This window comes from Amycolatopsis sp. NPDC051061 (genome assembly GCF_040682935.1).
GTDB lineage: Bacteria > Actinomycetota > Actinomycetes > Mycobacteriales > Pseudonocardiaceae > Amycolatopsis.
Genome location: NZ_JBFBBZ010000017.1, coordinates 164,266 through 175,648 on the forward strand (window position 1 = coordinate 164,266; position 11,383 = coordinate 175,648).

The 11,383-nt window shown below is 72.5% G+C and carries 10 protein-coding genes and 1 other RNA gene; 7 read left to right on the top strand and 4 right to left on the bottom strand.

The features are described from left to right. Positions 1–41: 41 nt before the first annotated feature. The 4 genes from AB0N03_RS24150 to AB0N03_RS24165 all read right to left on the bottom strand — a co-directional run bounded on the left by AB0N03_RS24150 (position 42) and on the right by AB0N03_RS24165 (position 5,516). The gene (locus AB0N03_RS24150; protein ID WP_364375757.1) at positions 42–1,286 is read right to left on the bottom strand and encodes an SLC13 family permease; all 1,245 of its coding nucleotides are present in this window, start codon (positions 1,284–1,286) and stop codon (positions 42–44) included. A 120-nt stretch (positions 1,287–1,406) separates the two neighbouring features. Further along, entirely contained in the window at positions 1,407–4,223 is a 2,817-nt protein-coding gene (locus AB0N03_RS24155; RefSeq protein WP_364375759.1) for an AAA family ATPase, read from the bottom strand. A 31-nt stretch (positions 4,224–4,254) separates the two neighbouring features. Further along, complete coding sequence (locus AB0N03_RS24160; protein ID WP_364375761.1) at positions 4,255–4,941, bottom strand: hypothetical protein; 687 nt, start codon at positions 4,939–4,941, stop codon at positions 4,255–4,257. Further along, complete coding sequence (locus AB0N03_RS24165; RefSeq protein ID WP_364375764.1) at positions 4,938–5,516, bottom strand: sigma-70 family RNA polymerase sigma factor; 579 nt, start codon at positions 5,514–5,516, stop codon at positions 4,938–4,940. The genes AB0N03_RS24160 and AB0N03_RS24165 overlap by 4 nt, the downstream gene beginning before the upstream one ends. Before the next feature lie 237 nt (positions 5,517–5,753). Between AB0N03_RS24165 and AB0N03_RS24170 the strand changes: the two genes are divergently transcribed. The 7 genes from AB0N03_RS24170 (at position 5,754) to AB0N03_RS24200 (ending at position 11,382) form a co-directional block, all read left to right on the top strand. Further along, the gene (locus tag AB0N03_RS24170) at positions 5,754–6,422 is read left to right on the top strand and encodes a DUF4142 domain-containing protein (protein ID WP_364375767.1); all 669 of its coding nucleotides are present in this window, start codon (positions 5,754–5,756) and stop codon (positions 6,420–6,422) included. Between the two features lie 8 nt (positions 6,423–6,430). Continuing rightward, positions 6,431–7,237 (top strand): ferredoxin, encoded by an 807-nt coding sequence (locus AB0N03_RS24175; RefSeq protein WP_364375770.1) that lies wholly within the window; start codon positions 6,431–6,433, stop codon positions 7,235–7,237. Then, positions 7,234–8,484, top strand: coding sequence for an FAD-dependent oxidoreductase (locus AB0N03_RS24180; RefSeq protein WP_364375773.1), 1,251 nt, complete (start codon positions 7,234–7,236; stop codon positions 8,482–8,484). Before AB0N03_RS24175 ends, AB0N03_RS24180 begins: the two co-directional genes overlap by 4 nt. A 196-nt stretch (positions 8,485–8,680) precedes the next feature. Then, positions 8,681–9,076, top strand: an RNA gene (gene rnpB, locus AB0N03_RS24185) — RNase P RNA component class A. A 182-nt stretch (positions 9,077–9,258) separates the two neighbouring features. Further along, entirely contained in the window at positions 9,259–10,116 is an 858-nt protein-coding gene (locus tag AB0N03_RS24190) for a hypothetical protein (protein ID WP_364375776.1), read from the top strand. Between the two features lie 452 nt (positions 10,117–10,568). Next, positions 10,569–10,835, top strand: coding sequence for a hypothetical protein (locus AB0N03_RS24195; RefSeq protein WP_004562703.1), 267 nt, complete (start codon positions 10,569–10,571; stop codon positions 10,833–10,835). A gap of 13 nt (positions 10,836–10,848) precedes the next feature. Continuing rightward, positions 10,849–11,382, top strand: a complete 534-nt coding sequence (locus tag AB0N03_RS24200) for a hypothetical protein (protein ID WP_364375779.1) — start codon at positions 10,849–10,851, stop codon at positions 11,380–11,382. Position 11,383: the final 1 nt, after the last annotated feature.

An 11,383-nucleotide genomic window follows, 5' to 3' on the forward strand; every position in this document is an offset into this window, starting at 1 on the left:
AGTCATTTCAAAGACTGAGTCATTTCTGAGACTGAGCCATATCAAAGACTGAGCCATTTCGAACCCAGCCACAACGCCCCTGTCGCCGCGGCCAGGCACAGGGGCGTGGTGATGGCCCCCAGCGCGTGGAACGTCTTCGCCGACGGGTGTTCCGGCAGCGTCCGGCGCCACAACAGCGTGGCCAGCGACCCGAGGTAGCTCGCGTTCGGGCCGATGTTGACCCCCAGCAGCACCGCCAGCAGCACCCCCGGCGCCGGGTGCGGGCCCAGGACCGACAGCAGGATCAGCGTCGCCGGGAGGTTGTTCACCAGGTTGGCCAGCAGGGCCGCCACGCCCGCCGCCAGCAGCAGGTCCACCAGGCCCGTGGAGGTCGGGAGGACGTCGCGCAGCAAGCCGCCGAGCAGGTGCTCCGAGACCGCCTCGACCACCACGGCCAGGCCCAGCACGAACAGGACCAGCTGCGGCGCGGCCTCCGTCACCAGCTGCCACGGCTTGATCTTGCCCTGCGCCAACGCCCGGACACCGAGGATCAGGGCCGCCAGCGCCGCGATCCACACCGGCTCGACGTGGCCGAGCGGGCCCAGCGCGAAGCCGGCCAGGGTCAGCGCCAGGATCACCAGCGCGAAGGTCGGCGTCTCCAGGTGCCGGGCCGGCTCCGCGGTCGGGCGCGGGCGGAGGTCCGCGGCGAAGAACCGCAGGAACACCAGCAGTTCGATGCCGATGGTGACCAGCCACGGCAACGCCATCGCCGCCGTGAACCCGGCGAACGTCAGCCCCGAGGCGCCGAACGCCAGCAAGTTGGTCAGGTTGGACACCGGCAGCAGCGTGGACGCCGAGTTCGCCAGGTGCGCGCAGGCGTAGACGTGCGGCCGGGCCGGGAGACGGAGGCTCGTCGCCGTCGCGAGCACGACCGGGGTGAGTAGCACGACGGTGGCGTCCAGGCTGAGGACCGCGGTCACCCCGGCCGCCGCGGCGAAGGTGAGCACGAGCAGCCGGCGCGGCTTGCCGTGGCAGGCCTCGGCCAAGCGGTTGCCGAGCCAAGTGAAGACGCCGTCCACACTGGCCAAAAAGGACAGCAGCAGGATGGCGGCCAGGAAGCCCAGGGTCGGCACGATCTCGACGGCTCGCGCCCCGGCCGCGGCCGGCCGCACGAGCCCCAGCAGGAGCGCGAGGCCGGCCGCCGGCACCGCGGCGACCGCTTCGGGCCAGCCCCGTGGCCGCACGATCGCGAAGACCAGCACGGCGGCCAGCAGCGCGAGGCTCCCCGCCCCTGCCCAGAAGTTCACCGGCTCACGCTAACCGACGACCTCGACCAGTCCGAGACGCCGCCCGCGAGCTTGCGCACAGCGGTGGAGTTGCCGCGTTCGGGACCCAGTAAGCGAAGCGCGCGCCGTCGCGGTGGGAACTCAGCCGCCGCGTTGCGACTTCGCCAGTGCGCCACCGAGTTCCGCGCGGCCGGGGATGCCGAGCTTGCGGTACGCGCCGGACAGGTGCAGCTCCACCGTCCGCCGCGTGAGGTGCAGAGCCGTCGCGATCTCCCGGTTCGTCAGCCCCTGCGCGGCCATGACGGCGATCCGGTTCTCCTGCCGCGTCAAGCCGTGCTCGTTGTCCTTGGCCGGCGTCAGCGCCCGGCGCGCCGAACGCAGTTCCTCCGCCGCCCGCCGGGCCAGGGGACGCGCGCCGCAGTGCTCGCTCAGCTCCACCGCCTGCCGCAGCGTCTCGATCGCCTTCTCGGACTGTCCGTGCCGCGCGTGCAGCGTGCCCAGCTCGGTCAGCGCCGTCGCCAGCTGGAGCCGCGCCGGAGACGAGCGAAGCGTTGTGATCGCCTTGTTCAGCGCCCGCTCGGCTTCGTCGTCCTCGCGGACGAGCCCGAGCGTCGTCAGCGCCGTGCCCAGCGGCCGGTCCGCGCCCCAGCGCGCGGAGGCGTTCATGTCCTCTTCGGCCAGCCGGGCCGCGTCGTCGGCCTGGCCGAGCGCCAGCGCCGCCCGCGCCGCGTGCGCGCGCCACGGCACGAAACCCGGGAACCGCATGCCGTGGTGCGCGAGCCGGCGCCCGCAGCTGAGCAGGTCCTCGAACCCGAAACGCGTGTACCCGGTCGCGACGCGCAGGCGGCCGCGCGCGTACAGGAGGTAGGTGTGGGTGAACAGCCCCTGGCTCGCGACGAAGTCCATCCGGTCCAGCAGCGACGTCGCCGCCTCGAACCGGCCCAGGTCCACCCAGCATTCGACGAGCTTCGCCGCGCACAGCACGCCGACCGGGCACGTCGTCGTCCCGCCGCGCTCGTCGAAGCGGCGCAACAGCGACTCGAAGTGCACGCTCGCCCGCTGCAGGTCGCCGCTGGCCTGCAACGCGATCCCGCGGGCCAGGGTCGGCAGCGCGCCGTGCGGCACGTGCACGTCCCACGGCTCGCGCTCGACGTCGAGGACGCGGCACAGCCGGTCGACGTGCGCCGGCTCGTCCGCGAGCACCGCGGTGGCCAGCGTGAAGAAGTAGTGCTGCTCGAACAGCTCGCCGTGGTCGGCGGCCGGCTCCCGGGGGGTGGCGGAGTCTCCGGCGTGGGACAGAGCGTCGGCGAAGTGCCCGACGGCCTCCTGCGCCGACTCGCCGCTGCGGACGGCGTCCAGGGCCAGCAGCGCCGACCGGCTGCGCTGCGCCGCCGGGTCGGTCAGCGGCGTCCACTGCTCCTCGAAGTCGCGGAACTCCGGCGGCGGGCCGAGCCGGCTGCCGGCCTCGGCGAGGTAGGTCATGCACAGCAGCGGCCACACGGCGTCCGGGCCGCCCGCGTCGAGCCGCGCGGCGATCTGGCCGGCCGCGCTGATCGCGAGCCGCGCGTCCTGGCCGCCGCACAGCGACAGCAGCATCGCCGACGCGATGAACGCGGCCGTGTCGCGGTTGCCGACGGTGTCGACGGCCTCCCGCACCCGCTGCGCCGCGGCGGGCGGGTCGACCTGGAACTCCGCGTGGGCCAGCTGCAGCAGCACAGCCACCCGGCGCCCCGACGTCAGCCGCTCCTCCAGCGCGCGCCGCAGGTGCCGCGCGGCCAGCTCGGGACGGCCGGAGAACACGGCGTTGCGCGCGCTCAGCCGCAGCACGTCCACGCCCCACGGGATCCGGATCGACGTCGCTTCGAACAGGTGCGCGGCGACGCGCTCGGCCGGCGCGCCGGTCTCGGACAGCAGCTTCGCCGCCCGCGCGTGGTTGACCGCCCGCGTCGTCTTCGGCATGTCCCGCAGTACGGAGTTGCGGACGAACGGGTAGGTCAGCGCCGGTGCGTTGCTGTTGCTCAGCACGTGCAGCCGGACCATCGTGTCGATCGCCTGCAGCGCGTCGAGCTCGTCGACGCCGGCGAGCTGGGCCAGCAGGTCGAAGCCGGCGTCTTCGCCGAGGATCGCGGCCGCGTGCAGGATCGCCGGCGCGTGCGGGAACTCCTGCATCCGCGTGTGGAGCACCTGCCCGATCAGCGACGAGCCCAGCTCGTGCGGGTCCGCGCCGGGCAGCAGCCGCGGCCGCAGCGCCTGCAGCAGGTACGGGTTGCCGCCGGTCGCCTCGCGGCAGGCGGTGGCGAGCTCGCCCGGCGCCAGGCCGAGGATCTCCGCCGCGCCCGCGTCGCCGAGACCGTTGAGGGTGATCGTCGCCGGCGTGCAGCCCGCCATCTCCAGCAGCGCCACCTCGCTGTGCGGCGGGTGGCCGATCAGGGAGGTGAGTATGATCAACACCGGCAGGTCGAGCACGCGGTGCCGGATGTAGGCGAGGCACCGCATCGACCAGGCGTCGGCGAGGTGCACGTTGTCGATGCCGAGGAACAGCGGACCCCGCTCGGTCGCGTCCCGGATGATGCGGAAGAACAGGTCGAGGGCTTCGCTCTCGCCGGCCGGCCCGCACAGGTCGGCGACGGGCGGGCGCGGGGCACCGGGATCGTCCAGCGCGTCGGCCAGCTGGCGGGCGAGCCCGCCGGACAGGTGGCTCTCGAGCCGCGACCCGGTGGCGATCGCGACGGTGAAGCCGGCGTCCGCGGCCAGCGCCGCGGCGGTGTGCAGCGTGGCGCTCTTGCCCATGCCGAACTCGCCGACCAGCACCGCGCTCGCGGCCGTGCCGCCCAGCGTGACGGGGAACAGGCTGGTCAGGCGGCTGAGCTCGGGTTCGCGGCCGGGGAGCCGCGGGGCGGGGCGCTTCGGTACCGAAGCCCCGCTGACGGGATGCTCGGGATTTACTTCGGTATCCACCGTAAGGACTTTCATGTTGGGTTGGGGCAGACTACTGGAAACCGGCTGACCACGGGAGATCCCGCAGGTCATGGCCGGTACCGGCCACAACTTGAGCAGGGGAGACGATGGACGCAGCGGATGCGAACCAGGTCCTCGCGGAGGCGGGCCGGGCAGCGCAGACGACCGTCACGGCCACGCCCAGCAGGAGCGCCCCGATGACCGGCCCCCGCCGGTCGGAGAACACGCACGGCTTCCGGCGCCGGGCCGCACCGTCACTCGGCGGCGGGTAGCTGCCGCCGGCGTCGGCGGTGCTCCCGGAGACGGGAGGACGGCCGAGGGTGGGGGAGCCGTGCTCGGCGGCGCCGGCGGAAGTCGGGGAACCGGCACCGGCCGAGCCACCGAAGGCGGGCGAGCCGGCACCGGCGGAGCCACCGGAGACCGGGAGCCCGGCACCGGCCAGGCCCCCGGAGGCGGGCGAACCGTGATCGGCGGAACCACCGAGAGCCGGGGAGCCGGCACCGGCGGAACCACCGGAGACCGGCGGACCACCGCGAGGGGAACCGCCGCCCGGCAGGTAACCGAGCCGGGCCGCCTCCTCGAGGGCCGCGGTCACCGGGCCCAGCCCGGTGAGCAGGTCGCGGCACCGGGGACAACCGTCCAGGTGCGTTTCGAACTCTTCCGGATCGTCGAGGACGCCGAGTTCGTAGGCCGCGGCGTCGCGGTGCTTCCCCCTCATCCCACGGCCACTTCCCCGAGTGCCTTCCGCAATTGCCGCATCGCCGTGTACAACCGCGATTTCACGGTTCCCTCGGGAATTCCCAGAATTGTCGCCGCCTGCCGGACGGTGTTTCCGGCGAGGTAAGTCTCGGCGATGACGGATTGATATTTCACATCCAGTTCCGACAATGCGCGGCTAATCGTTAGTGCGGCTAACGAACTGTCCGCACGGTCGGTGGACTCGGTGTTTTCCGGGATCTCCAGAGCGACCTCCTGCGGGCGAACCCGACGATTTCGCCAGCCGTCGATGACGATCCGGCGCGCCACCGTGAGCAGCCAGCCGCGCAGCATTCCGGGCTCGCGTTCGAGCGTGCCGGAGTGCTGCCACGCGCGGATCATGGTCTCCTGCACGACGTCTTCGGTCCACTGGCGGTCGTGGTTGGTCAGGGCCAGGACCTGCGAAAACAGGGTGGCGCGGAAGTCCTTGTACAGCAGCGGGACGAGGTCGTCGGCCGCGTCGGGGTGCGCCTTGACCGCGGTCGCGGACGAGGGGTAGCCGACGTGGCCGCGAATTTCTGTGCCCAGTGCTTCCATAAAGCTCGCAACCTCACCTGACTGGCGGACCGTGGGGCCATCGGAGCGTAGCGCAAAAACACTTAATAGGCCATATGCATTAGTTTTGGTGGCCCATTAGCCGCGCGGCCCGACCGGCTCGGTTCAAATTGTGTCTTGTGATGCACGTCACAGTCACTAAAAGGTGACGGCGAGAACCGGATGACACCTTCTCCCCGTAACTCCCGATAAGACCTGCTTCGCGAAGGGACAACGGGGATGCCGTTCCGATTCGTGGCCTTGTTCGCCGCCACGACCGCGCTCGTGCTCGGCTGCGCCCTGCCCGCGTCCGCCGGCGAGCTGCAGCAGACCGACCGCACTCTGCTGGCGCGCCTCAAGCAGCACACGCTGTGGGCGACGCCGGCGAGCAGGCTCGCCGCCGAGCGCGCCACCAACCGGCGCGTGCGCGCGGTCGCCGTCCGCATCGCCGACGACCAGGCCCGGCTCGACGTCGCCCTGCGCGCGGTCGCCGACCGGCTCGCCCTCACGCTCCCCGCTGCGCCCACCGAGCAGGAGCGTGGCTGGGCCGCCGAGATCTCCGCGGATTCCGGCGACGCGTTCGACCAGACCTACGTCAACCGCCTGCGCGCCGAGTACGGCTCCCTCTTCGGGCTCGCTTCCGACGTCCGGGCGGGCACCCGCGACGACGACGTCCGCGCGTTCGCCCAGACCGCCGTCGACACCTCGCTCGGTCACCTGACGCTCCTCGAGAGCACCGGGCTCGCCCAGACCACGTCCCTGCTCGTCTCCGCCACCGAGGGCGACACCCTCGGCGGCGGGGACGTCGCACTCGGAGCCGGCTTCGTGGCGTTCGCCGCCGTCGCCACGTTCGGCCTGCTCCGCCTGCTCGGAACCCCCGGCAGGACCCAGCCGCGCACCCGGAGGTAAGCCCGCCCATGTCCCCGTCCGCCGCGCTGTTCCCGGTGTCGCCGCACGACACCGGGGTCGCCGAGGCCGCCGCGCTGTCCGGCCGTCTCACCTACCTCTGCATGTGCCTCACGCTGTGCTGGGGCGTGCTGTCCGCCGCCGGCTGGGTCCGCCGGTTCAGCGGGCAGGACGCGCTGCGCACCGGTCACGTCCTGCTCGCCGCGTTCACCCTCGCCACCGGCACCCTGCACGGGCTGACGTTCCTCTTCCTCGAGGACGACCCGTTCGGCGTCGCCGACCTGCTGCTCCCGTTCTACGACGGCACACCGCGGCACGCGCTCGGCATCGTGGGCCTCGAGCTCGTCATCGCCGTGTCGATCACGGCCGGCCTCCGCCGCGGCGCGCGTGAAGGGCGCTGGCTCCGGTTCCATCAGCTCGGCTACCTCGCGATCGGGCTGCTCGCCGGGCACGCCTGGCTCGGCGCGATCTCCAGCGGGCACCTGTCGGTCGTCTGGCTCGCCGGGATCACGCTGCTGGTGCCGCCCGCCGTGCTGTCCGTCCTGCGGGTGCTGCCCGCCTCCGCGCTCGTCCGGGCCGGGCTGATCGAACCCGCGCCCGAAGAACCCGAGATCGCCGCGCTGCGGGTCGACGTCGACGGCGACCGCTGCCACTCCTACGGCGTCTGCCAGTCCGAGGCCCCCGGGGTCTTCCGGCTCGGCCACGACGGGCTGCTGGCGTACGAGAAACAGCCCGAGGCGGCGGAAACGCCGAACGTCCGCGCGGCCGCGCGCGCCTGTCCCACGCGAGCCATCCACCTGTTGGGAGCCACCCGATGAGCGAACGCATCGTCATCGCCGGAGCCGGCCTCGCCGGCCTGCGCGCCGCCGAACGGCTGCGCGAGCTCGGGTTCGACGGCGAAGTCGTCGTCCTCGGCGCCGAGCCCGACATCGCCTACCACCGCCCGGCGCTGTCCAAGAGCCTGCTGACCGGCGCGGTCAGCCGGGCCCAGACCCTGCTCGCCGATCCCCTCGAAGTCGACGCCGAGTGGTACTTCGACAGCCCGGTCACGGCGTTGTCGCCGCACCGGCAGGTCGTCCACCTCCGCGACGAGGAGGTCCGCTACGACGGCCTGATCATCGCCACCGGCGTCGAGCCCCGCCGGATGCCCGGTGCACCGCACGGCCACCCGCGGGTCGTCGTCGTCCGGACCCTGTCCGACACCACGGCGCTGCAGCGCGCCCTGGCCACCGGCTCCGGCCCGGTCGCCGTGATCGGCGACGGCTTCATCGGCTGCGAAGTCGCTTCGAGCCTGCGCGAGATGAACCGCGACGTCGTCCTCTTCGGCCGGTCGCGCGCGCTGCTGGCCGACGTCCTCGGCCCCGACATCGGCGACTGGCTCACGGCGCTGCACACCGCCCGCGGCGTCCGGCTGGAGCTCGGGACGACCATCCGCCGGTGGCGCCCGGGGACCACGTCGGTCGGCCTGGAGTTCGCCGACGGGCGGGCCCTCGACGTCGCGTGCGTCGTGGTCGCCGTCGGCAGCGTCCCGGCCGTGTCCTGGCTGCGCGGCGCGAAGCTGCCCCTCGACGACGGCGTCGTCTGCGGGCCCACCTGCCACGTCCTCGGTTACGACACGATCGTCGCCGCCGGCGACGTCGCCCGCTGGCCCAACCTCCGCTACGACGCCACGCCCCGGCGCGACGAACACTGGCTCAACGCCGTCGAGATGAGCCGCGCGGCGGCCGAGAACCTGCTGGCGGGACCGGCGGGTTCGCCGGCGTACACACCGGTGCCGAGGTACTGGTCCGAACAGCACGGCGTCCGGATCCAGGTCGCCGGCCGGCCCATGCTCGGGACCGACACGGTGCTGCTGGAGTCACCGGTGCCCGGGACCCGCCCGATCACCGGCTTCGTCTCGGGCGGCCGGCTCGTCGGGCTCATCGGCCTCGACAGCCCCGCCGCGGTGCTGCACTGGACGGCCGAGCTGGCCCGCCGGCACCCGGCGCCGTCGATCGTGCCGCCGCAGCGGCCGCCGGAACCCGAGCGGCCCCGCCACCACAGCCGGGCGGCGGCCGGGTACTGAACCGCCATGAAAGGGTCGTTCATGACGTTGGACGGCAGGAAAGAGTCGTTCATGACGTCGCCACCCCCCCGCCGAACGTCGCGAATGACTCATTCGGGACCTCCGGCGTCTCCAATGACTCATTCGCGACACCCGGCTCCGCACACGGCCACAGCCGGGCGGCGGCCGGGTACTGAGCTACCATCTGCTGCGCGGACGAGCTGGCAGGGCGGTCGCGGGCCGGGGAGACCCGGCCCGAGGAAAGTCCGGACTCCACAGGGCAGGGTGGTTGCTAACGGCAACCCGGGGTGACCCGCGGGAAAGTGCCACAGAAAACAGACCGCCACGGCCCGCGAGGGCCGGGGTAAGGGTGAAACGGTGGTGTAAGAGACCACCAGCGTCCCGGGTGACCGGGACGGCTCGGTAAACCCCACCCGGAGCAAGGCCAAGAGGGAGCGCGAGCTCCTGCGCAGGCGTTCGAGGACGGCCCGTCCGAGCCTGCGGGTAGGCCGCTGGAGCCTGCCGGCGACGGCAGGCCGAGATGGATGGCCGCCGCCCGGCGAGCCGCGAGGCGACCCGGGAACAGGATCCGGCTTACATGCCGGCTCGTCCGCCTCCAGCCACGTACCCGGAGGGTCGGCTGGCGTGCCCAGACAGTCGGGTCACGCACCCGGACAGTCGGCTCACCGGCCGACCCTCCAGGTACGCGACCCGACTCTTCCGGTACGCGAGCCGACCCTCCGGGTACGCCCCGAGCGGTTCCGCCGAGTGGTTACTCGGTAGTAGGGTGCCGCTATGGCGGGTGACGAGAAGCGGTTCAAGTCGGCCTTCGATTCCTTGCACGCTCTGGCGTACTTCGCACCCGAAGTGGACCAGGCGCTCACTGGCATCGGGCTGCGGCCGGGGCGGATGCCCTACTTCGCCGGCCGCTCGGCCGCCATGGGACCGGTCGGGCCCGAGGTCGTCGCCGCCACCTTCTACAACTTCAACCCCGAGGTCGTCGCCCGCGTGATCCCGCGCGCCTGGACCCTCGCGACGCCGGAGCAGGTCCTCCGAGCCCGGCTCGAAGGCGTCGACGGCGCCCTGACCCGGCTCCTCGGCGAAGACGAGCTCAAGAGCGACCAGGTCGTCGAGGCCGCCGAGCTCGCCCGCGAGGCCACCGCCGGGTGCACCACCGCCGGCCGTCCCCTCTACGCCGCGCACGCCGGGCTGGACTGGCCCGAGCCGCCGCACCTCGCGCTCTGGCACGCCATCACGCTGCTGCGCGAGCACCGCGGCGACGGCCACGTCGCCGCCCTCCTCCTCAACGGCCTGAGCGGCGTCGAAGCCCTCGTCACCCACGTCGCCACCGGCGCCGGGTTCACCGTCGACGCGGCCAAGCTGACCCGCGGCTGGAGCGACGAGCAGTGGACCGCCGCCGAGCAGGGTCTGCGCGACCGCGGGCTCCTCGACGGCGAAGGGGCGCTCACTGGCGAAGGTGTCGCGGTGCGTGACCGCGTCGAGGCGGCCACCGAAGCCGCCGCGCGCGGCCCGTGGGACCACCTCGGGCCGGAGAAGCTGGCCCGGCTGGAGGAGCTCGGCCGGGACCTCACCCGCCGCGTGGTTGCTGCCGGCGCGTTCCCGAAGGGCGTTTTCGCCCAGCGCCGCTCCTGAGTGCCAAGATCACGCTATGTAGTGAAACTCGTGTGAAGTTTTGAGCCCCCCGTGACGGACAGCGCGGGCCGTCAAGATCGACATGTGTCCCGACCGGCCGGAGGGTGGTCACAGAGCGGACTCGGGCGACGCTTCCGTTCGGGTCATGTCACACTGTCTCAGGCCGCACAACGGCCACGGTTCAAGTACCCACAGTGAGCAAATCCCGGGCAATGGGGTGAGTTCGTCAGCACACTGAGAAGTATGGGTGCCCGGGCTTTAACCCGAGGGCCCTTGCCGCGATGATGGTGGCGTGGAGTTTTCGTGCGCCGTGCGCGCCGCGGCGGTTGACAAGGCAGCCGTCATACACGCAGCGCGCTTTGACCACTACCCCTCGTAGCCCCCATGATGTTGTTCGAAGCACCGCCTGAGCCAGAACCGCGCGGCCCCCACCGCGCACCGGGAGTAACGCGATGATGACCTTGACCACCCTCGACACGCTGGCCGCCGGCGAACTGGGCACGGGAAACGTGCGCCAGTGGCTGCTCGACAACGTCATCCCCCTGGTGCTGCTGGCCGTTGCCCTCCTGCTTCTGTGGCTGGGCGGCGGCAAGGGCGACAACGCCGGTGTCATGCGCCGGCTCGCCGGCGTGGTCATCGCGCTCGCCATCATCGGTCTCGCGGTCAGCGGCGCGGGCGTGAACGTGGGCCAGTGGATCGCCGGCCTGTTCACCGGCTGAGAGGCGGGCCCGCGTGCGCATCAGGACCGATGACGAGGTCTACCGGGTCGACGCCGTGTGGCTCGGCCCGCCGAAAGCGACTTTTCCCTGGAGAGCCCGCTACGTGGCGTGGCTCATCGGCATCCCGGCGTTCTTCGTCGTTCTCGGCGTCGAACGCTGGGCGGGGTGGAGCTTCGGGTTCTTCTCGACGGCGTGGGCGTTCATCGCCACGATCGTGATCACCCGGCTGCTCACGGCCAAGATCAGCCACGAGCGCCCGCTGGGCACCGTGGTCTCGATGGCCGGGCGCGAGCTCAACACCCCCCGAGAGGTGACCACGGGCACCGGCGGCGCGGTCAGCGCCAGCCGCGTCCGGGTACGGGCCGAGCGCCCGCTGCCGAAGCACCGCCGAAAACGGCAGTACCAGCACCACGGCGGGCCGCCGGGTGCTGCTCCATCCATGCCCCCGCCACCACCCTCAACGGAGGCGCTCCGCGCCGCTGTGTCGATCCAGGGAGCACCACGAGCGCGCCGGAGCCGCGGCAACACGGCTCGGGCCGGGAGGTAGT

Bases quoted from the DNA above. Each gene is read 5' to 3' on its own strand.
- AB0N03_RS24180 (WP_364375773.1), top strand. From the start codon at position 7,234: ATGAGCGAACGCATCGTCATCGCCGGAGCCGGCCTCGCCGGCCTGCGC.
- AB0N03_RS24165 (WP_364375764.1), bottom strand. From the start codon at position 5,516: ATGGAAGCACTGGGCACAGAAATTCGCGGCCACGTCGGCTACCCCTCG.
- AB0N03_RS24160 (WP_364375761.1), bottom strand. From the start codon at position 4,941: ATGAGGGGGAAGCACCGCGACGCCGCGGCCTACGAACTCGGCGTCCTC.
- AB0N03_RS24190 (WP_364375776.1), top strand. From the start codon at position 9,259: ATGGCGGGTGACGAGAAGCGGTTCAAGTCGGCCTTCGATTCCTTGCAC.
- AB0N03_RS24175 (WP_364375770.1), top strand. From the start codon at position 6,431: ATGTCCCCGTCCGCCGCGCTGTTCCCGGTGTCGCCGCACGACACCGGG.
- AB0N03_RS24170 (WP_364375767.1), top strand. From the start codon at position 5,754: ATGCCGTTCCGATTCGTGGCCTTGTTCGCCGCCACGACCGCGCTCGTG.
- AB0N03_RS24195 (WP_004562703.1), top strand. From the start codon at position 10,569: ATGATGACCTTGACCACCCTCGACACGCTGGCCGCCGGCGAACTGGGC.